At 68.4% G+C, this 19,545-nt stretch carries 18 protein-coding genes; 10 read left to right on the top strand and 8 right to left on the bottom strand.

The window, feature by feature from the left end; all coding sequences use genetic code 11:
• Nucleotides 1-125 precede the first annotated feature (125 nt).
• Nucleotides 126-1,481, bottom strand: a complete 1,356-nt coding sequence (locus tag J3A75_RS05250; protein WP_012317390.1) for a sigma-54-dependent transcriptional regulator — start codon at nucleotides 1,479-1,481, stop codon at nucleotides 126-128.
• Nucleotides 1,478-3,340 (bottom strand): ATP-binding protein, encoded by a 1,863-nt coding sequence (locus J3A75_RS05245; RefSeq protein WP_070998435.1) that lies wholly within the window; start codon nucleotides 3,338-3,340, stop codon nucleotides 1,478-1,480. Before J3A75_RS05245 ends, J3A75_RS05250 begins: the two co-directional genes overlap by 4 nt.
• Nucleotides 3,341-3,635: 295 nt before the next feature.
• Between J3A75_RS05245 and J3A75_RS05240 the strand changes: the two genes are divergently transcribed.
• Nucleotides 3,636-4,979, top strand: a complete 1,344-nt coding sequence (locus J3A75_RS05240; protein ID WP_012317388.1) for a dicarboxylate/amino acid:cation symporter — start codon at nucleotides 3,636-3,638, stop codon at nucleotides 4,977-4,979.
• A gap of 134 nt (nucleotides 4,980-5,113) precedes the next feature.
• Here the strand turns inward: J3A75_RS05240 and J3A75_RS05235 are convergent, their stop codons facing one another.
• Together J3A75_RS05235 and J3A75_RS05230 are read right to left on the bottom strand one after the other, a co-directional pair.
• Nucleotides 5,114-6,190 (bottom strand): HD-GYP domain-containing protein, encoded by a 1,077-nt coding sequence (locus J3A75_RS05235; protein ID WP_029360087.1) that lies wholly within the window; start codon nucleotides 6,188-6,190, stop codon nucleotides 5,114-5,116.
• Nucleotides 6,191-6,213: 23 nt separating this feature from the next.
• The gene (locus J3A75_RS05230) at nucleotides 6,214-6,765 is read right to left on the bottom strand and encodes a protein phosphatase CheZ (protein ID WP_043073074.1); all 552 of its coding nucleotides are present in this window, start codon (nucleotides 6,763-6,765) and stop codon (nucleotides 6,214-6,216) included.
• Between the two features lie 423 nt (nucleotides 6,766-7,188).
• Here J3A75_RS05230 and J3A75_RS05225 point away from each other — a divergent pair, with 423 nt between their 5' ends.
• From J3A75_RS05225 to J3A75_RS05215, 3 genes are read left to right on the top strand one after another with little or no spacing between them, the layout of a single operon-like run.
• Nucleotides 7,189-7,812 (top strand): TadE/TadG family type IV pilus assembly protein, encoded by a 624-nt coding sequence (locus J3A75_RS05225; protein WP_070998433.1) that lies wholly within the window; start codon nucleotides 7,189-7,191, stop codon nucleotides 7,810-7,812.
• Nucleotides 7,812-8,426: a TadE/TadG family type IV pilus assembly protein gene (locus J3A75_RS05220; protein ID WP_012317384.1), complete on the top strand. Its 615-nt coding sequence runs from the start codon at nucleotides 7,812-7,814 to the stop codon at nucleotides 8,424-8,426. The genes J3A75_RS05225 and J3A75_RS05220 overlap by 1 nt, the downstream gene beginning before the upstream one ends.
• A 16-nt stretch (nucleotides 8,427-8,442) precedes the next feature.
• A complete protein-coding gene (locus tag J3A75_RS05215; RefSeq protein WP_012317383.1) occupies nucleotides 8,443-9,756 on the top strand; it encodes a TadE/TadG family type IV pilus assembly protein in 1,314 nt (437 codons plus the stop codon).
• 15 nt (nucleotides 9,757-9,771) lie between these two features.
• On the opposite strand, the gene J3A75_RS05210 is transcribed toward J3A75_RS05215, so the two are convergent.
• Nucleotides 9,772-10,389 carry a helix-turn-helix domain-containing protein gene (locus J3A75_RS05210; protein WP_012317382.1) on the bottom strand — a complete coding sequence of 206 codons (618 nt, stop codon included), beginning with the start codon at nucleotides 10,387-10,389 and terminating at the stop codon, nucleotides 9,772-9,774.
• A 140-nt stretch (nucleotides 10,390-10,529) separates the two neighbouring features.
• On the opposite strand from J3A75_RS05210, the gene J3A75_RS05205 reads away from it, so the two are divergent.
• From J3A75_RS05205 to J3A75_RS05190, 4 genes are read left to right on the top strand one after another with little or no spacing between them, the layout of a single operon-like run.
• Nucleotides 10,530-11,303 (top strand): ABC transporter substrate-binding protein, encoded by a 774-nt coding sequence (locus J3A75_RS05205; RefSeq protein ID WP_041372476.1) that lies wholly within the window; start codon nucleotides 10,530-10,532, stop codon nucleotides 11,301-11,303.
• 5 nt (nucleotides 11,304-11,308) lie between these two features.
• Complete coding sequence (locus tag J3A75_RS05200) at nucleotides 11,309-11,962, top strand: amino acid ABC transporter permease (RefSeq protein ID WP_059408275.1); 654 nt, start codon at nucleotides 11,309-11,311, stop codon at nucleotides 11,960-11,962.
• Complete coding sequence (locus tag J3A75_RS05195) at nucleotides 11,959-12,690, top strand: amino acid ABC transporter ATP-binding protein (protein ID WP_012317379.1); 732 nt, start codon at nucleotides 11,959-11,961, stop codon at nucleotides 12,688-12,690. The genes J3A75_RS05200 and J3A75_RS05195 overlap by 4 nt, the downstream gene beginning before the upstream one ends.
• 8 nt (nucleotides 12,691-12,698) lie before the next feature.
• A complete protein-coding gene (locus J3A75_RS05190; RefSeq protein ID WP_209649753.1) occupies nucleotides 12,699-13,988 on the top strand; it encodes an FAD-binding oxidoreductase in 1,290 nt (429 codons plus the stop codon).
• Between the two features lie 110 nt (nucleotides 13,989-14,098).
• On the opposite strand, the gene J3A75_RS05185 is transcribed toward J3A75_RS05190, so the two are convergent.
• Both J3A75_RS05185 and J3A75_RS05180 read right to left on the bottom strand, forming a co-directional pair.
• A complete protein-coding gene (locus J3A75_RS05185) occupies nucleotides 14,099-14,419 on the bottom strand; it encodes a hypothetical protein (RefSeq protein ID WP_012317377.1) in 321 nt (106 codons plus the stop codon).
• Nucleotides 14,420-14,556: 137 nt separating this feature from the next.
• Nucleotides 14,557-14,733 carry a hypothetical protein gene (locus J3A75_RS05180; RefSeq protein WP_199825824.1) on the bottom strand — a complete coding sequence of 59 codons (177 nt, stop codon included), beginning with the start codon at nucleotides 14,731-14,733 and terminating at the stop codon, nucleotides 14,557-14,559.
• Nucleotides 14,734-15,114: 381 nt separating this feature from the next.
• On the opposite strand from J3A75_RS05180, the gene J3A75_RS05175 reads away from it, so the two are divergent.
• On the top strand, nucleotides 15,115-17,097 hold the full coding sequence (locus tag J3A75_RS05175; protein ID WP_024827629.1) for an acyl CoA:acetate/3-ketoacid CoA transferase: 1,983 nt from the start codon (nucleotides 15,115-15,117) through the stop codon (nucleotides 17,095-17,097).
• A gap of 77 nt (nucleotides 17,098-17,174) precedes the next feature.
• Here the strand turns inward: J3A75_RS05175 and J3A75_RS05170 are convergent, their stop codons facing one another.
• Entirely contained in the window at nucleotides 17,175-18,587 is a 1,413-nt protein-coding gene (locus tag J3A75_RS05170) for a methyltransferase domain-containing protein (RefSeq protein WP_070998429.1), read from the bottom strand.
• A 110-nt stretch (nucleotides 18,588-18,697) separates the two neighbouring features.
• Between J3A75_RS05170 and J3A75_RS05165 the strand changes: the two genes are divergently transcribed.
• Entirely contained in the window at nucleotides 18,698-19,510 is an 813-nt protein-coding gene (locus tag J3A75_RS05165; protein ID WP_245295987.1) for a glycosyltransferase family 2 protein, read from the top strand.
• Nucleotides 19,511-19,545 lie beyond the last annotated feature (35 nt).

Raw genomic sequence — 19,545 nt, 5'->3', positions numbered from 1 at the left:
CCGTCAGCCACGCTAAGCAGTTTCCGCACCGGTCCACGTACCCCTTTTCGGCATGTCGCCGTCGCGGCGATCCCGCGCTGGAGCCGGGGCCGTCGCGGTCTCAGGACATGCCGAACCCGGCCGTCCTAGCGGTAGTCGCCCGGCGTCAGGCCGTGCCGGGCCATCTTGTCGTAGAGGGTCTTGCGCGGCAGGCCGAGAGCCTCGGCGGCGGCGCGGACATCGCCGCCGGCCATGATCAGCTCGTCGCGGATCAGTTGGCGCTCGAAGCGATCGACCTGATCGGCGAGGCTGCCGGCCGCCAGCTCGGCGGCGGGCTGCGCCGTCGCGGCGAGCCCCAGCGCGCAGCGCTCGGCAAAATGGCCGAGCTCGCGGACGTTGCCCGGCCAAGCGTGTCGGCGCAGGTGATCGCGGATTGCCGCCGTGACCGGCGGCACCGGGCGCCCGAACTTCTCGGCGGCGCGGCGCAGGAAATGCTGGAAGAGCAGCAGCACGTCGTCCCCGCGATCGCGCAGGGGCGGGATCGTGATCGTGATGACGTTGAGCCGGTGGTAGAGGTCGTCGCGGAAGGTGCCCTGCGCGGCCGCCTGCCCGAGATCGACCTTCGTGGCGGCCACCACCCGCATGTCGACCGGCCGCACCTCGTTGGTGCCGAGCGGTTCCACGGTTCGCTCCTGGAGCACCCGAAGGAGCTTGACCTGCAGCGGCAGCGGCATGCTCTCGATCTCGTCGAGGAAGAGCGTACCGCCCTGCGCGTGCTCGATGCGGCCGACGCGGCGCTTGAGGGCCCCGGTGAAGGCCCCGGCCTCGTGCCCGAACAGCTCGCTCTCGACGACGCTGTCGGGCAGTGCCCCGCAGTTCATCGCCACGAGGTTCCGCTCGGCGCGACGGCTCCACCGGTGCAGGGCGCCCGCCACAACCTCCTTGCCGGACCCGGTCTCGCCGAAGACCAGCACGTCGACATCGGCCCGCGCGACCTCGCGCACCAGGGCGCGCAGCCCCACGATCTCCGGGGACGTCCCGAGGAAAGCCGGATCCTCCCCGGTGGCCGCGTCGAGCCGGGCCCGCAGCGCCCGGTTCTCCATGACGAGCCGGCGCCGCTCGAGCGCCCGGCGAACGGACCCGACGAGCGCTTCGGCGGGATAGGGCTTGGCCAGGAAGTCGTACGCACCCTCCTGCATGGCGGCCACCGCCATGCGGATGTCGCCGTGGCCGGTGATGAGGATGACCGGCAGGTCGGGATCGACCCGGCGCAGTCGCGCCAGGAGGGCGACGCCGTCGAGCCCCGGCAGCCGCACGTCGGTGACGACCACGCCGGGCGGCGCGGCCAGGATCGCCGCGAGCGCCGGCTCGGCGGCCGCGAAGGTCTCGACGGTGAAACCTTCGAGTTCCAGGCTCTGGCCATTGGCCCGGCGCACGTCCGCCTCGTCATCGACGAACACGACGCGCTCGGTCTCCGCCTGCGCGTCTGCCGATCCGTTCACGGTGTCGCTCCCACGGGCTTGCCCACGCTCGGGACCGCGTCCCCCGCCCGGATCAACTCCATCCGGAAGACCGTCCCGGCGCCGTCGCCGCCGGCCAGGATCAGGTTCCCGCCGCAATCCTCCACGATCCCGCGGGATATGGCGAGGCCCAGGCCGAGGCCGTCCGCCTTGGTCGTGAAGAACGCGTCGAAAACCTGGCCGCACACCTCCGCGGGGATCCCGGGCCCGGTATCGGCCACCTCGATCGCGACCCGCTCGCCGCTCTCGACGAGGCGCAGGCAGACGCGGGCCTCCGCGCGCCCCGCCACAGCGTCGATGGCATTCTGCAAGAGGTTGACCAGCACCTGCTCCAGCCGCGGACCGTCTCCGAGGACGCGTAGCTCCGGGGCGGGCCGGTCCGCCTCCAGCAAGACCTGGAGCGCGGCGGCGCGCGCCGCCACGAGTTCCAGCGCGTTCGCCACCACCTCGCGCAGTAGCACCGGCTCCCGCCGCGGCGAGGCGCGCCGGGCGAAGCCCTTGAGCTGCCGCGTGAGGCCGGCGATCCGGTCGGTGAGCCGCCCGATGGCGGCGGCGTTCTCGGCCGCGTCCTCGCCCCGACCGCGGCGAATGAGGATCGCGGCGTTGTCCGCGTAGGAGCGGATCGCCGCCAGCGGCTGGTTGATCTCGTGGGCCATGCTGGCCGCGAATTGGCCCAAGGCGGCGAGCCGGCCGGCCTGCGCCAGTTCGCGGCCGAGGCGCTCGCGCTCGGCCTCGGCGCGCTGCCGCTCAGCGATCTCGGCGCGCAACTGGGCGTTGGTCTCACGCAGCGCCCGCGTGCGCGCCTCGACGCTGGATTCCAGCTCCGCCCGGCGCGCCGCGGCCTCGGCGAGCCGGGCCCGTGTCCGGCGCCCCCGATCGGCCAGGGTGAAGAGTCCGTACCCGGCGAGCGCCGTGACCAGGGCCGCGATGATCCAGGCCTGCAGGCGCTCCCGCTCGACGGCGGTCCCGACCGGCGTCAGTGTCCGCAGTTGCCAGTCCGTGCCGGGCACGGGCGCCTGCGACTGGATGGCGGTCCAGGCCGGGACCGACCCGCGTCCGACCCGCACCACGTCCGGTTCGCCCGCGACCGGATGGATCGGCAGCCGCTCGAGGCGCGCGGCGCCGAATTCCTGTCCCGCCTCGATCCGTGCGCGTTCGGCCGCGTCGACGGCGTGGAGGGTGTCGAAGCGCCAGTTCGGCTCGCTGGTGACGAGGACGATGCCCCGGGCATCGGTCACGAAGGTGACCTCGCGGGCGGCGCGCCAAGCCGCCTCGACCGCGTCGAACTCGACCTTCACCACCACCACGCCGGTCCCGGCCCCGATCCGGCGCGCGAGGTACAGGCCCGGCCGACCGCTGACTGTTCCCAGGGCGAACTGGGATCCGGCCCCGCCGGCCAGAGCCTGCTTGAAATAGGGGCGGAAACCGTAGTCCCGGCCGACGAAGCTGCGATCCTCCCCCGCGTTGCTCGCCGCGACCGAGAGACCGTCGGCGCGGATGACGTAGATGACCGCTGATCCGGTGGCGGCCGCGACCTGGGCGAGCCGCCGATCGACACGATCCAGGAGGTCGCGTCCGGGATCGGGGCCGACCGCGGCGGCGACCTCGGGGTCGGCGGCGAGCGCTAGCGGCAGGGACGCTTGCTTCTGCATCTCCGCGAGCAGCACGCCGACCTGCAGGCCGATCGCCGAGCGGGCGCCGCGCCGCAGGTCCGACAGGGCCCAGCGCTCTGCGGCCCGGCCGGCGAGCCACGCCGCCACGAGGATCGCGCAGAGCCCGACCAAGACGGCGAGGCCCCGGCGCGAGGGCTTGCCCTGGCCGGACAGCGTCAGCGCGCTCAACGGCGGCCGGCCTGTCCGGGAATCCGGACCGTTCCGGCTGGCCGCGTGCGAGAATCCGCATTCTGGCGCGCCTCGCCCACCGCCGCCTTCAAGAAAAAGCTCATCTTAATCAGCTGGTTAAAGAAAAGTAGCGGCCGGCGTCCGAGTGGCATGCCGGTTGCCATTCCCGTCACGTAACGCAGCCATGTCGCCAGTGAACGGCTGCGCGCCGAAAGGCCAACAGCAAGCGCGGACACCGTCGGCTCACGCCGACGCAAGCCGCCCCATCCGAAGCTCGCGACAGGGAGAACGCCCCATGGCTGCCGTGCCATCACCACTCACCGCCCCGCATCCGCCCGCCAGACCGAAGCCGCTGTACCGGACGCTCTACTTTCAGGTCCTGGTCGCCGTCGCGATCGGCATCCTGCTCGGACATTTCTACCCGCAGCTCGGCGCCGAGTTGAAGCCGCTGGGCGACGCCTTCATCAAGCTGGTCAAGATGATCATCGCCCCGGTGATCTTCCTGACCGTCGTCTCCGGCATCGCCGGCATGACCAATCTCGAGAAGGTCGGCCGGGTCGGCGGCAAGGCCCTGATCTACTTCCTGACGTTCTCGACGCTGGCGCTGATCGTCGGCCTCGTCGTCGCCAACGTGCTCCAGCCGGGCAACGGCCTGCACATCGACCCGAAGTCCCTGGATCCGAAGGCGGTCGCCACCTACGCCGGCAAGGCGAAGGAGCAGAGCATCGTCGACTTCCTGATGAACATCATTCCCACGACGGCGGTCGGCGCCTTCGCGGGCGGTGAGATCCTGCAGGTGCTGTTCTTCTCGGTGCTGTTCGGTTTCGGCCTCGCCTTCCTGGGCGACCGCGGCAAGCCGGTGCTCGACATCATCAAGGTCCTGTCCGAGGCGATCTTCGGCGTCGTCAACATCATCATGAAGGTCGCCCCAATCGGTGCCTTCGGCGCGATGGCGTTCACGATCGGCAAGTACGGGATCAGCTCGCTCGCCAACCTCGCCTACCTCGTCGGCGCCTTCTACCTGACCTCGGCGATCTTCGTTCTGGTCGTGCTCGGCGCGGTCGCCCGCTACAACGGCTTCTCGATCATCAAGCTCATCCGCTACATCAAGGAGGAGCTGCTCCTCGTGCTCGGCACGTCGTCGTCCGAGTCGGCGCTGCCCTCCCTGCTGGAGAAGATGGAGCGGGCTGGCTGCTCGAAGCCGGTCGTCGGCCTCGTGGTGCCCACGGGCTACTCGTTCAACCTCGACGGCACCAACATCTACATGACCATGGCTGCGCTGTTCATCGCCCAGGCGACCGACACGCCGCTGAGCCTCGGCGAGCAGGCGCTGCTGCTGCTCGTCGCCATGCTGTCGTCCAAGGGCGCCGCGGGCGTGACCGGCTCGGGCTTCATCACCCTCGCGGCGACGCTCGCCGTGGTGCCCTCCGTGCCGGTGGTCGGCATGGCGCTGATCCTCGGCGTCGACCGCTTCATGTCGGAGTGCCGCGCGCTGACGAACTTCATCGGCAACGCGGTGGCCTGCATCGTCGTGGCGCGCTGGGAGAACGAGGTCGACGAGGCCAAGCTCGCCGCGGCCCTGTCCGGTCAGACCCTGGCGCCGCTCGCGCCCGCGCCGGCTCTCCAGCCGGCCGAGTGACAAGTCGGCGGCGCGGGCCGCGCTTCGGCGAGGCCCGCGCACATCGTGCGGAACACAGATCGCGCCGCGCCCCGGAGGGATCCGCGGCGCGGCGCCCGTACGTCGGTGCGCGACGCAGCTGCGGCGGAACGCCGTCAGGCAGCGTTGAGGGTGTGGGGCGCGAAGGCGGCGACGACCGGCCGGAAGGCGCCGACGATCGCCGGGTCGAGCCGTCCCGCCATGCCCTCCAGGATCGCGTAGGCCGCCTCGCTGGCCATCGGCGGCTTGTAGGGCCTCTGCTCGATCAGGGCCGCGTGGATGTCGCAGACGGTGACCAGACGGACCAGGTCGGGGATCTCGTCGCCCTTGAGGCGGTCCGGATAGCCCGATCCGTCGAGCATCTCGTGGTGCGACCGGACCACGTGCAGCATCTGCTGCTCGAAGCCCTGATCGACCAGCATGCTATAGCCCTTCTCCGGATGGAGCCGCATGACGGCCAGTTCGGCGTCGTCGAGCCGCCCCGGCTTGTTGAGGATCGCGGCCGGGATATGGATCTTGCCGACGTCGTGCAGCAGGGCCGCCTTCGTCAGGCGATGGCGCTCCTGCTCGCCGAGGCCGAGGCTCGCCGCGAAGGCCGCCGCCAGCCCGGCGACGAGCAGGCAGTGCTGGTGCGTGGCATCGTCGAACTGCCGCACCGCCCGGACCCAGTCGCGGATCCCGGTCTCCCGGATCGCGAGGTCGATGGCCTGGGTCCCGTTGTCGATGACCTCCGGCGTGATCGGCTGATCCGGCACGAAGACCGAGGCGTAGAAGCCGCGCGCCGCCGCGGCCGTCCGTAAGGCGCAGGCGGGCACAGGCTCATCCGAGAAGGCCGCGACGCGCGCGGGTGCGCGCGACGCACCCAGCGTCTCCCGCAGGCGATCCGTGTCGAAGGGCGCGCAGAGCGTGTGCGTCGCGCCGAGGGCGACGCCCAGGAGCCGGGTCCGCGGGCTGTCCGTTTGGAGCAGGATGATGAGTGGGACGCCGTGCCGGACCTCGGCCAGACGGCGGCGCAGACGCTCGACGGAGGCCGATCCGAGGTCGAGGACGTCGGTGACGATCGCGGTCGCGCTGCCGAGAGGCGCCTCCGCGGCGCGCAGGTCGTGGACCTCGCAGGACAGGCCGTCGGAGAGATCCTGCGCCAATCCCTGGCTGCGCGCGGGATCGTCCGTGATGAGAAGTATCCGGCCCATCGGCACGCCTTCCGGACCGTGCCTTACGGGAACATCGCGTCGACCGTGTCCTGCGAGACCGAGGCGTCGCCGGGCAGGACGGGACCATTGAGCAGGGCCGCCTCACCGCTGCGCCTGTCGGGTGGCGGGCTCGTCGGCACCGACGCCTCGCCGGGCCCGGACCAGGCCCGTAGCATCTCGCCGATCCGCTCCTCGACGAGCACGATGGTGCGCACGACCTTCGAGATGCGCTGGCCGGTGAGGTCCTGAAAATTACAGGCCTCGAAGATGGTCTGCATCTCGATCTGGATCGCCGCGGCGTCGGCCCTGTTGGCGTCCTCGCCCGATCGCCGCACGATTCCGCGCGCGAGCGTGTCCACCTTCTCCGAGGCCGTCAGGATCGCGTTGGTGGCGTCTTCCGTGCCCTGCACGACGGCGTGGAGTTCGTCGCGGGCCCGGCTCGTCTCCTGTTCCTGCCGAAGTTCGGCGATCTCCTGACGGGTCCGCGCGATCGCGTCGGAGATCGACAGGAGCTGGGTTCGCAGGAGCCCGACCCCCTCTTCGATGGAGACAACGTCCGGCAGAGCACGGGCCATGATCGGGGATCGCCAGGCGGTTTATAGTGGCTCGCGAAAATATCGGCGATCTCTTAAGCTGCGCTTAATGCGATTTATCTCGATTTGGTTACCTATCTGCCAGGGAGATCACGACTTTAAAACGGCCTATTTCCGAACAGGGCGCCGCTCAAATCGCGTCGCTCGCGCACATTGTCTCGTGAAGTCGGAGAACAGGTGCTCACGTGTCCGTTACTTCGGCGCCGAACGGCGCTATTCCAGCGAAGCCCTGCTGCGTGACCGGGAACGCGATGTTTTCAACTGTTGGTTGACGATAAGAGACTATACCGTCATCTGCCGCGCAGGATTGTGGTGAGGAAGAGTCGACTTTGAGCAGTGATGCGCGGAGAAAAGTAAGCTTTTGATGCTTCATCGAGCTCGGTGGTTCCAACTTCGAGCTGGGATGTGAGCACGGCAATCCGAGCGGCGTGGCGCTCGCTCGTCATCCGGGAGCTGGCCTCGCGGTACGCGCAGGCCCGCGATGGTGCGACGGCCGTCGAGTTCGCTCTGGTGGCTTTGCCGTTCTTCGCACTGGTCGGGGCCTGCCTCGAGAACGGGATCGTTTTCTGGGAGCAGGAGATCCTGCAGCAGGCGGTGTCCGACGCCAGCCGGCAGATCTACACGGGCGCGTTCCAGACGACGAATGCGGGCACAACCGACACCGCGACGCTGATGAGCCGCTTCCGCACGGCGATCTGCACGCAACCGAATGGCACCCCCCGGGTGACGATCTTCACCTGCGCCAACGTCCGGGTCAGCGTGACCAAGGTGGCCGACTACGACTCCGCCAATCCGGTCTCGCCCGTCGCGGCCAACGCCAGCGGGGCGAGCGACTGGAATCCGAACTTCGCCGGCTACGCGTGCGCCGGAAACTCGGCCATCGTGGTCGTGCAGGCCGCCGTGGATATCCCGGTCTTCTTCCCTCTGCTCGGTGCCGGTGTGCCCAATCTGCCGAACAAGCGGCGAGTGCTACAGGCCGCGACGGTGTTCAAGGTGGAACCGTACACCGCACCGTCGGGGTGCTCTTGATGGACGGTCTGCCGGTCCGCCTCAGCCGCTTTCGCCGCGACGAGCGCGGGATCGCCGCCGTCGAGTTCGCGCTCGTCCTGCCCCTGCTGATCATCCTGTACTTCGGCACCGCCGAGCTGACGCGCGTCGTCGACGCGACCCGGAAACTGACCCTTTTCGCGCGCACGCTCGGCGATCTGTCCGGTCGCATGGACAATGCCCTGGCGACGCAGGACGGGATGACGAAGATCGCCGGTGCGGCGACCGCGATCCTGCGCCCGCTGGACGCATCCGGTTTGCAGATCGTCGTCAACGCGATGGGCGTGGAGTCGATCAACGGGACGCTCAAGGGCTTCGTCTGTTCGAGCTGGCCGCAGAACGCGACGAAGCGCCCGGCCAATCAGGCCAACGGGAGCAACGGGCTCCCCGCGACCCCGGCCGCCTATCAGTTCGACGGTGCCCGCTACATTTTGGCGGAAGTCACGATGCCCTACACCCCGATCATCGGGAGCGCCCTGTACCGTTGGATCTTCGGGGGCCGCGGCTTGACGTTCACGCGGCAGGTCCCGTGGTCGGAGCGAACGCCCAGCGAAATCGTCATGCCGGGCGGCGCCGCCTGTCCGGTCTACAACTAAGGTTCGAGGAAGGTCCGTGTCGGTATTCCGTATCCGGTTGAACCGTGCTCTCGAGATGGTCGCGACGGCGTTTTTTCGGGCGCGCTCCGGTCAAGTCGCGGTCACGTTCGCGCTCGTGACGCTGCCGGTCATGTTCGCCACGGCCGCGGCGGTCGATTACGGGCGCCGCAACGCCGCCAAGACCCAACTTGACGCCGCGCTCGACGGCGCCGTGCTCGCGGTGATGTCGCAGAAGACCAACACGATCCCGACGACAACCTTGCAGAACATGGAGACCCAGTTCCGTACGGAGGCCGCCAAGGTCCCGGGTGTGACAGTCACCTCCTTCACGCCCGGAGCGCCGGTCAACACCTCGAAGACGCTGAGCCTGACTGCGAGCTACACGGCGACGGTCAAGACCAGCTTGGCGTCGATGATGCAGATCCCGGCCATGCCTGTCAGCGGCACGTCTTCGGCGACCCGCAATACGTCACAATATATCAACTATTACCTCTTGCTCGACAACTCGCCGTCGATGGGTCTCGCGGCGACCGATGCCGACGTCCAAAACATGAAGATCGCGACCAACGGTTGCGCATTCGCGTGCCACCAGCACACGTTCGACAAGAAGGGCAACATTACCGGCGATGATCAGAACGACAATTATCACATCGCTTTGAGGAACAACATCAAGCTGCGCATCCAGGTCCTGCGGGAGGCTGTCTCCGCGCTCGTCGATCAGGCGAACGTCAGCATGCTGCTGCCGCAGCAGTTTCAGATGGAGATGTGGACCTTCAACGATTCGGTGACACAAACGAAATTGCAGGCGATGACGCCGACGTTGAACAACATCAAGAACGCGGCCCCGAACATCGACATCGCGTACGCATACTACAATCAGTCGGACAATCAGACCGATTTCGAGCGCGCGATTGCGAGAATGAACACGACGATCCCAGCCAGCGGCGACGGTCTGACACCGGATAAGCCGATCCGCTTTCTCTTCCTGGTCACCGACGGTGTCGAGGATACCGGTGGGAGCGTCACCAACCAGAGCGCGGGTTTCCAGATACAGAGCAACCGCTTCATCGGGCCCCTCAGCCCGTCGACCTGTTCGGCCCTTAAGAACAAGAACGTCAAGATCGGCATCATCTACACGCAGTACCTGCCGATCTACGACAACGATTTCTATAACCGGTACGTGAGGCCTTACGAGTCGCAGATCGGGCCGTCCCTGCAGGCCTGCGCATCCGACGGTATGTATTTCCCGGTCACCACGAACGGCGACATCACCGCCGCCATGCTGAAGCTTTTCAGCACCACGCTCGCGAGCGTGCGGCTGAGCAACTGACACGCTGCGTCGGGCTCAGCTCGGAGGTGGCGATCCGAGGACGTTGACCCACAGGACGATGGTCTGGCTGCGCGGGTCGGGATTGCTGAAGCGGTGCGGCCGCCGGCTCTCGAAGCGGAAGCTGTCGCCCTCCGCGAGCTGAAGCGTGCGCGACTCGACGATCAGGGTGAGCCGCCCAGCGAGGACGAGGCCGGCCTCCTCCCCGTCGTGACTGAACAGCTCGTCGCCGGTGCTCGCCCCGGCCTTCAGCACCATGTGGAACAGGCTCATCCCCTGCGTGCCGCCGGGCGGGGTCAGGAGCTGCTTGGTGATGCCGGCCCGCCAGAGCTGAAGTTCCGGCCGGTCCTTCCGGAAGACCACGATCGGGTCGGGGTCAGGCGCGTCGGGCCCGGGCTCGAAGAGGCCGCCGATCCCGATCTGCAGCGTGTCGGCGAGCAGCGCCAGGACCCGAAGGGACGGCGACGACAGACCCCGCTCGACCTGGCTGATGAAGCCGATCGACAGGCCCGTGCTGGACGCCACAGCTTCGAGCGAGAGACCGCGCGCGCGCCGCAGGCCACGCAGGCGCTGACCCACGGCCCGGTCGACCGGTTCCGGACCCGTTGCCTCGCTGCGGGGGATGCTCACGGTCACGCCAGCCTGCCTCTCCTGGGCTTCTTCATGCACGTGAAAGTCGCTTGCGTCGATACCGAAAACATGCGGTATTCTTCACGAGAATGAAAGCGGGCGCCGGCTTCCGCCGCGTGACCCGGGCAATGCACGGGAGCGGCACCATGAGAAGACGGTTGGCGAAGCTGTGTCTGTCGTCGGCGCTGCTCCTCGGCATCCTCGGGGCCGCCGTCGGCGCGCAGCCCCTGAAGGTGGGTTCGACGCCCACGGGTCTGCCCTTCACCTTCCTCGACACCAAGACGAACACCATTCAGGGCGTGATGGTCGACCTGGTCAACGCGGTCAGCAAGGAAGCCGGCTTCACGGTCGCGGTGGAGCCGCTGCAATTCTCCACGCTGATCCCGGCCCTCACTGCCTCGAAGATCGACATCATCGCGGCGGCGATGTTCATCACGCCGCAGCGCAAGGAGGTCGTGTCGTTCTCGGCGCCCGTCTACAGCTACGGCGAGGGGCTGATCGTGCCGAAGACCGACACGAAGGATTACACGTCCTTCGCCGACCTGAAGGGTGAGACCGTCGGCGCCCAGGTCGGCACCGCCTTCGTCGAGCCGCTGAAGAAGTCGGGGCTCTTCAACGAGGTGAAGATCTACGACGCGATCCCCGACATCATCCGCGACGTGAATTCCGGGCGGCTGAAGGCCGGCTTCGCCGACGCGCCGATCCTGGCCTACTACGTGAAGCAGGGGCTGTTCCCCGGCGTCCGCCTGGTCGAGACCTTCAAGCCGACCGTGGTCGCCTCGGTGGGCCTCAGCGTCCGAAAGACCGACACCGAACTCTTGGCCAAGATCGACGCGGCGCTCGCCAAGCTGAAAGCCGATGGGACGCTCCAGGCGATCCTCACCAAGTGGGGCCTGCCGCCGTCGGCCGACCGGTCCTGACTTTCATGCGCGAGTTCCTCGCCGACGCCCAGGACTACCTGCCGATCCTGCTTCAGGGCGTGCAGCTCACCATCCTGATCACCCTTGCGTCCCTGGTGGTCTCGACCCTCCTCGGGCTGGTCTGGGCGGTGATGCGGGTCTCCGGCATCGCGGTCCTTTCGGGCTTCAGCGCGGTGATGATCAACATCCTGCGCGGCATCCCGATCATCGTGCAGTTGTTCTACATCTACTTCGTGATGCCCGATTTCGGCCTGTCGCTCACCGCCGTCCAGGCGGCGATCATCGGGCTCGGCATCGCCTACTCGGCCTATCAGGCCGAGAACTTCCGCGCCGGCATCGAGGCGGTGGATCGCGGCCAGGTCGAGGCGGCGCTGTCGATCGGCATGGGCTGGGGCATGACCATGCGGCGGGTGATCCTGCCGCAGGCGATCCGGATCGCGCTGCCGCCCTACGGCAACATCATGATCATGATGCTCAAGGACTCGTCGCAGGCCTCGACCATCACGGTCGCCGAGCTGGCGCTCCAGGGAAAGCTGATCGCCTCGTCGACCTTCAAGAACACCAGCGTCTACACGCTGGTGGCGCTGATGTACCTCGCGCTGAGCCTTCCGCTGATCCTGATGGTCCGCCACTTCGAGGCGAAGGGGCGGCACCGATGATCGTGCTGGAGGACGTCCGGAAGCATTACGGCGCGCTGGAGGTGATCAAGGGCGTCTCGGCCGAGGTCACGAAGGGCGAGGTCGTCTGCATCATCGGGCCCTCGGGATCCGGCAAGTCGACCCTCCTGCGCTGCATCAACGGGCTCGAGGCCTACGACGGCGGCGAGATCCGCGTCGACGGGCAACGGGTGGACCGGGACAAGCGCGGCATCAAGGCGATCCGCACGCGGGTCTCCATGGTCTTCCAGCGCTTCAACCTGTTCGCCAACCGGACCGCCCTCGAGAACGTCGTCGAGGGGCCGATCCACGTGAAGGGCGAGCCCCGTGGGGAGGCCGAGGAGCGGGCGCGCGCCCTGCTCGCGCGAGTCGGGCTCTCGGGCAAGGAGCACGCCCGGCCGAACGAGCTCTCCGGCGGGCAGCAGCAGCGTGTCGCGATCGCCCGGGCACTCGCCATGCGACCGGAGGCGATCCTGTTCGACGAGCCGACGTCGGCCCTCGATCCCGAGCTGGTCGGCGACGTGCTGAAGGTCATGCGGGCTCTGGCCGACGAGGGCATGACGATGATCGTGGTCACCCACGAGATCGGCTTCGCCCGCGAGGTCGCCGACCGGGTCCTGTTCCTCGACGGCGGTCGCCTCGTCGAGCAGGGGCCGGCCGCCGAAGTCCTCAACCGGCCGCAGAACCCGCGCACCCGGGACTTCCTGCAGCGCGTGCTGCACCCGCTCTAGGACAAGCCGTGGCCGAACCGTTCCCGCTCGCACCCTCGCTCTGGGCCACCACGGCGGCGCCCGCGCCGGACACGCCGCCCCTCGCCAGATCGGGGTTGGCCGAGGTGGTGATCGTCGGCGGCGGGTTCTGCGGCCTCTCCACCGCCCTGCATCTCGCCGAGCGCGGCATCCGACCCGTCGTGCTCGAGGCGCAGGAGGTCGGCTACGGCGGGTCCGGTCGCAACGGTGGCCAGGTCATCCCGGGCCTCAAATACGATCCCGCCGACCTCGTCGCGCGGTTCGGTCGGGAGCGCGGCGAGCGGCTCGCGCGCTTCGCCGGCGGGACCGCCGACGTCGTGTTCGATCTCATCGCCCGGCACGGGATGGACGTGCCGCACCGCCGCTCCGGCTGGATCCAGGGCGCCCATACCGAGGTCGGGCTCGCCGAGGTCGCGAAGCGGGCGGCCCAGTGGGCGGAGCTCGGGGCCCCGGCCCGCGTCCTCGACCGGGCCGAGACCGAGCAGCTGCTGGGGACCGACCGCTATCTCGGCGGCTGGCTCGACGGCCGCGGCGGGGCGATCCAGCCCCTGAGCTACGCCCGCGGCCTCGCCCGGGCTGCCCAGAAGGCCGGCGCCACGATCCACGGCGCGTCGCCTGTCACCGCCCTCGAACGGACCGGGTCGGGCTGGACGGTCACGACGGCCCAGGGCGAGCGGGTGACGACCGGCCGGGTCGTTCTGTGCACCAACGGCTACACGGGCGGGCTCTGGCCGAACCTCGCGCGGACGGTGATCGCGGCGAATTCGTTCCAGGTCGCGACGGTGCCGCTGACCGACAACCTTCGGCGCTCGATCCTGCCCGAAGGTCACGTCTCCTCGGACACGCGGAAGCTCCTGCTCTATTTCCGTCTCGACCATACCGGCCGCCTGCTGATGGGCGGGCGCGGGCCGTTCCGGGAGCCGCGCAGCCCCGCCGACTGGGCGCATCTCGAGCGGATCGTGGCCAAGCTCTTCCCGCAGCTGGACGGGATCGCCTTCGACCATCGCTGGTGCGGCCGGGTCGCGATCACCCGGGACTACCTGCCCCATCTCCACGAGCCGGCGCCCGGCCTGCTCATCGATATCGGCTGCCAGGGTCGGGGCGTCGGCCTGCAGTCGGCGATGGGCCGGGCGATGGCCACCTACATCGCCACCGGGGATGCCGGCAGCCTGCCTTTGCCGCTCACGCCGATCGAGCCGCTTCCGCTTCACGGTCCCAACCGGCTGTACGTCTCGGCGATCATCGCGTGGTACCGCCTGCGTGACGGGGGCATTCGCTGATCGGTCCGGCGCGCCGTCGAACGCGCCGTCACCGCGGGTGCCACAGCGCCGCGCTGAAACCCAGAGCGACGGCGCCAGGGCGAGGAGCGCGCTCCGATGCGGGCCGGTGCCTACTGGAAGCGCCGCATCTCCGGTGCCAGCGAGCGCCCCGCGTCGAGCAGGGCGCGGACCTTGCGGGTGGCGTGCTGGAGAATGTCCGGCCGCGCGTCCTCGTAGGACGTCTCCTCGACGAAGCTCCGCAGCGCCTCCGTGATCCGGTCCTCGATCTCGTCCATGAGAGCCAGTCCCTCCGGACCTTCCCGCCGGAGATGCGCGTCCGCGAGCGTCAGGTAGGCCGCGCTCGCCAGCAGGAAAGCGATCCCGTTCGCTTCCTGCGCCGCCGCGGAACTCGCGTCGCCGCCGTCCATGCCGTCTGCGACGTCGTCGTCCATCGGCTCACATACTCCCCGTTCGTTGCCCACGCTGTGCCGCCCCCGCCGCGGCGCGCCAAGTAGAGAAAAAGGGTCGGTCCCCGTCACCATTCGGGCGACGTCGGGGGCCGATCCGACCTTCCGGTCCCGCTCCGGTCTCAACGGCCCGGATCGGCGCGGTCCTGGGCCGCGCGCCGCTCGCGCATCCGGTGGAGCGCCCGGCGCCAGGCATCCACCACCGCCTCGCGTGCGCGGGATTCGGTCTCGCGGGTGGACTCCGCCGGTCGGGCCTTGCCGTCGGGCTGCCTGCTGCGGGCTCTCGGATCTCGGTTCATGATCGCCTCCTGTCGTGTCGGGACCGAGAGACACCGGATCGGGCGACGCCGCGGTGAGCCGGCACACGCGGACCGTGAAAACCGCGTGCGGCGGAGCACAGGCGGCCGACAGCCCCGAGGAGCGCGCAATTTTTCTGATCGTGGACCGAAGAGTTTTTCAGGAGCGCCGAACTGCATTCTCGGAGTACTGTCACGAGGCCGGCATGTGCCCTCGTGCAGTGCCGCAAATATTGATGCGGTGCAATAACGATCGTATTCAAAACTCAGCCGACTTCCGGGGCCGAGACGTCCCGGCACCACGGGGGCGGCGCATGGCACAGTCGGAGGCGGCGGGCATCACGGCCGGCCGCTCCTGAGGTGCCGGGGAGGATCACGGGCTCCATGAGGAAGAACAAGGTCATCTCGGCGGAAGAGGCGATCGCGCTGATCCGCGAGAACGACGTCGTGACCACCACGGGGTTTGTCCAGAGCTGCATCCCGGAGGCCCTGCACGCCGCCCTCGAGAAGCGGTTCGTCGAGACCGGATCGCCGCGCGGCCTCACCCTGATCATGACGGCGGGCGCCGGCGACAGCAAAGGGCTCGGCACCGGCCGCCTGCACCATGACGGCCTCCTCTCGCGGGTCATCGCGGCCAATTTCGGCCGCATGCCGAAGGTGGCCAAGGCCGCCCAGGACAACCTGATCCGCGGCTACAACCTGCCCCAGGGCGTGATCTCCCAGCTCTATCGGGCCTGCGCGGCGGGCCAGCCGGGCCTGTTCTCGAAGGTCGGCCTGAAGACCTATGTCGACCCGCGACACGGGGGCGCCAAGGTCAACGAGCTGACCACCGAGGACATCGTCAAACTCGTCGAGGTCGATGGCGAGGAGTGGCTGTTCTACACGGCGACCAAGATCGACGTCGCCTTCATCCGCGCCACCTCGGCCGACCCGTCGGGCAATCTCTCCTACGAGAAGGAGGCGCTGACCCTGGACTGCCTCGCCCAGGCCATGGCGGCCCGAAACAACGGCGGCATCGTCATCGCCCAGGTCGAGCGCATCGTCGACGACGGCTACCTCCTGCCGAAGGACGTGCGTGTCCCCGGCATTCTCGTCGACTGCGTTGTGGTCGCCGAACCCGAGATGCACCGGATGAACTACGGCGTGATGCACGACGCCGCGCTGGCCGGCGAGATCCGGGTCCCGGTCACCGGCATCAAGCGGATGGCGCTCAACGAGCGCAAGATCATCGCGCGCCGCGCCGCCTTCGAGCTGCCGCCGAACGGCGTGGTCAATCTCGGCGTCGGCGCGCCCGAGGGGATCTCATCGGTCGCCAACGAGGAGAAGATCACCCCCTACATCACGCTCACCACCGAGGCGGGCGCGGTGGGCGGAGTGCTGGCCTCCGGTTCGAGCTTCGGCGCCGCCACCAACGCCGATTGCATCATCGACCAGAACCAGATGTTCGACTTCTACGACGGCGGCGGCCTCGACATGACCTGCCTGGGCATGGCCGAGTGCGATGCGGCCGGCAACGTCAACACCTCGCGGTTCGGCGGCAAGCTGAACGGCTGCGGCGGCTTCATCAACATCTCGCAGAACGCCCGCACCGTCGTGTTCGCCGGGACGTTCACGGCCGGCGGCCTGGAGATCGCGGTGAGCGACGGTCAGGTGCGCATCGTGCAGGAGGGCAAGGCCCGCAAGTTCGTGACCCAAGTCCAGCAGAACACGTTCTCCGGTCCCTACGCGGTCGAGCGCTCGCAGCCGGTCCTCTACGTGACCGAGCGCTGCGTCTTCCAGCTGACGCCGGAGGGGCTGGAACTGGTCGAGGTCGCGCCCGGGATCGATATCGAGCGCGACATCCTCGCCCACATGGACTTCGCCCCCGTGGTGCGCAATCCGGTGCCGATGGACCCGCGGATCTTCCGCGACGAGCCGATGGAGCTGATCTCGGACCTGCTCAACCTCGATCTCAAGTCCCGCGTCAGCTACGACGGCGAGCGCAACATCCTCTTCGTCAACCTGGAGGGCTGGTACTGCCGGGTGAAGGGCGACATGGACGAGCTGCGCATGACCATCGTCGAGGCCTGCCGGAAGGCGGGTCAGCGGGTCAACGCCGTGATCAACCACGACGGCTTCCGGCTCAATGAGAACTTGGTCGACGACTACGCCGGCATGGTCCAGTACCTGCAGGCCAACTACTACGCGACCACCACCCGCTACGCGACGAGCGCCTTCCTGCGCCTCAAGATGGAGGAAGCCCTGAACAAGCGCGGGGTCGCGCCGCACGTCTTCGAGCGCAAGGAGGAGGCGCAGGCGTTCGTGAGCAGCACCGCGGACAAGAAGGCCCGCAAGCGCATCTCCCCGGCGGTCGCGTCTGCGGCCTGACGACCGGCCGGTCTCACACACTCCGGGAGCGCGGGATGCCGGTCGCGCCCGCCGCGTGGCCGGTGCCGTAGTCGGATTCAGGCGATCGGCAAGCCGAGGACCCGCCGCGATTCCTCGGACAGCACCGCGTGGCGGGCGGATTCGGGTCCGTCATTCGGCGTCTGCGCGGCCGCCTGCGTGACCAGGTCCCGAAACCGCTTCTTGTCGAGGGCGCGGCCGCGCAGACTTCCGAGCACGGCGTCCAGCACCATGCGGACGGCCTTGGCACGCTGGCGCTCGCGATCGAGTTCTGCGGCGAGGAGCGGATCCCCGAACTGGGCCGCGCCGAGCGGCGCGACCAGCACGGCGCTGTCGATGACGGCGGGGTCCCGATCGTCCACCTCGGCGGCGGTATCCGCGATTCCTTCGAGGATCTTGGTCGCCTCGGTCAACAGGATCCTGTGCTGTACCGCTGCCGAGTGATTCCCCGGCACTTTCTGGCTGGCCGCGCCGATCAGGCGCTTGAACTTGGCCCGATCCAGCCCGAATCGACCGATGCTGGCGCGCAGCGCTGCCAGCACCGTGCGGAGCGCGTCGGTCCTATAGGTCGCCTTGAGGAGCTGGTCCCGCAGGGCCCCCGCCGAGGCCATCTCCACGAAGGACGTCTCGGGCAGTTGCTGCACCTGCTCCGCCAGCTCGACGATCGCGCGCTGCATCAGCGCGGTGCGCTGCTCGCGGATCTCGTCCGGCGCCAGGCGCTGGCGTCCCTTGCGGAGCCACACGAAGAATTCCGTCGCGTCCATGTCGAGGGAATCCTCGACGCGCAGATCGATGTAGCCGAGCTGCGACAGCTCCAGGATCATCAGGTTGAAGCTCGCCGGCACGAATACCCACGCATGGGCGTCGGCGTAGTGCGGCAGCTGCGCGGCGCCGAGCCACTGCGCCTCGTCGGTCAGCGGGTTGGCCGGGATGGCCGGCCGCGTGTCCCGGCCCGACCAGGCGCCGACCGTGCCGTTGTCCTTCAGCGCCATGTTCAGGGCGTAGTCGATGTGGGTCCGGACCGTGTGACGGTTCCGCTTCTCCAAGAAGGCCGCGATCGCGTCCGCCGTCCCGGTCAGGGAGCGGTAGAAATCGAAGCATTTGCGCTTGTCGGGCACGGCCAGGATCACGACGCCGTCCGGCCGGAGCAGCGTCTCGGCGGCGCGCAGGAAGGTCACCACGTCGGTGGTGTGCTCGATGACGTGGCTGGCGATGAACGCGTCGAACGTCCCGTGCTGCTCCACCGGGACCGCGTCGGCGATCGAGCCCCCCGTCCAGACGAAATCGACCTCCTCGATCCGGTCGACGGTCTGGTCGTGATACTTCTCGATGAGCTCGGCGCGCGGCGCGTGATCGATGACGAACGTGTTCCAGCCGTCGCGCTTCGGCGCGAGCGGGCTGAAGCTCGGGCCAACCTCGACGATGCGGGCATCCTTGGTCAGCGACCTCAGGAGTTGCTGCGCACGATCCATTGCATCTAAGCTCCGAACAAACGCTTCGCGAATGCGCTGTGGAAGCGCGGTGAATGCCGCGTTGGCGGGAAGGGATGCCGTTGCACAAGAGGCCGCTCGCCGCCGTGACCATGACCTACAATGAAACGACCATGCTTCCGCTCTGGCTGAAGCACTACGAGCGGCAGGTCGGGGCTGAAAACTGTTATATCCTCGACCACGGCTCCGACGACGGCTCGACAACCGGGCTGCGCGCGAACGTCATCCGATTGCCGCGACTGCCCCTGAACGAGTGGGAGCGCGCCCACACAGTCAGGGATTTCTGCGCATCTTTGTTCATCGGCTTCAAATATGTTCTCTATGCGGACAGCGACGAGCTGATCCTTCCAGATCCCGACGTGTCGCCGAACCTCTCAGACTATATCGCCGCGCGATCGCTGCCCCCAATCCTCGATCTGTTCGGAGCCGATGTCCTGCACGTGCAGGACGAGGCTCCCATCAACGTCGCGGCGCCCATCTCTGGCCAGCGGGGATTCATCCGTCCGATATCGACCCTGTGCAAGTCCACCATCGTGTCGGAGCGGGTCGACTGGCATGTCGGCTTCCATTGCCTGATCCAGGATCACCGCCCCGATTTTCGCGACCTGTTCCTGTTCCATCTGGCGTATTTGGATCACGACATACTCTTCAGGCGCCAGCAGAAGCGGAATGCGGCCGCGCCGATCGGCATCCCGAATTCGCACCACGCCATCGACCCGACGGAGTTCCTGACCTTCGTGAAGGCGGATGTCGGCCGGATCCCGCGCCGTCGCGTTCAGATGCGGCCGGGTGAGGCCCATTTCGAGACGACGAAGCGGATCTTCGCCGACGCGATCGAGCGTAAGAGTGTGGTCCAGGCGCCCGACCTCTGGCAGCTGCCCGAACGCTTCGTCGGTTCCTTCTAAGTCCGGATAGGCGACCCCGCGCGGAGACCGTCGCG

The sequence above is a fragment of the Methylobacterium sp. PvP105 genome (assembly GCF_017876975.1).
GTDB classification, from domain to species: domain Bacteria; phylum Pseudomonadota; class Alphaproteobacteria; order Rhizobiales; family Beijerinckiaceae; genus Methylobacterium; species Methylobacterium radiotolerans.
Note: the sequence above shows the minus strand (reverse complement) of the source record. Positions and strands in the feature narration are given on the sequence as shown.

Coding starts and splice junctions, on each gene's coding strand:
- J3A75_RS05240 (WP_012317388.1), top strand. CDS start 3,636: ATGGCTGCCGTGCCATCACCACTCACCGCCCCGCATCCGCCCGCCAGA.
- J3A75_RS05235 (WP_029360087.1), bottom strand. CDS start 6,190: ATGGGCCGGATACTTCTCATCACGGACGATCCCGCGCGCAGCCAGGGA.
- J3A75_RS05230 (WP_043073074.1), bottom strand. CDS start 6,765: ATGGCCCGTGCTCTGCCGGACGTTGTCTCCATCGAAGAGGGGGTCGGG.
- J3A75_RS05220 (WP_012317384.1), top strand. CDS start 7,812: ATGGACGGTCTGCCGGTCCGCCTCAGCCGCTTTCGCCGCGACGAGCGC.
- J3A75_RS05205 (WP_041372476.1), top strand. CDS start 10,530: ATGAGAAGACGGTTGGCGAAGCTGTGTCTGTCGTCGGCGCTGCTCCTC.
- J3A75_RS05200 (WP_059408275.1), top strand. CDS start 11,309: ATGCGCGAGTTCCTCGCCGACGCCCAGGACTACCTGCCGATCCTGCTT.
- J3A75_RS05195 (WP_012317379.1), top strand. CDS start 11,959: ATGATCGTGCTGGAGGACGTCCGGAAGCATTACGGCGCGCTGGAGGTG.
- J3A75_RS05185 (WP_012317377.1), bottom strand. CDS start 14,419: ATGGACGACGACGTCGCAGACGGCATGGACGGCGGCGACGCGAGTTCC.
- J3A75_RS05180 (WP_199825824.1), bottom strand. CDS start 14,733: ATGAACCGAGATCCGAGAGCCCGCAGCAGGCAGCCCGACGGCAAGGCC.
- J3A75_RS05175 (WP_024827629.1), top strand. CDS start 15,115: ATGAGGAAGAACAAGGTCATCTCGGCGGAAGAGGCGATCGCGCTGATC.
- J3A75_RS05170 (WP_070998429.1), bottom strand. CDS start 18,587: ATGGATCGTGCGCAGCAACTCCTGAGGTCGCTGACCAAGGATGCCCGC.
- J3A75_RS05165 (WP_245295987.1), top strand. CDS start 18,698: ATGACCTACAATGAAACGACCATGCTTCCGCTCTGGCTGAAGCACTAC.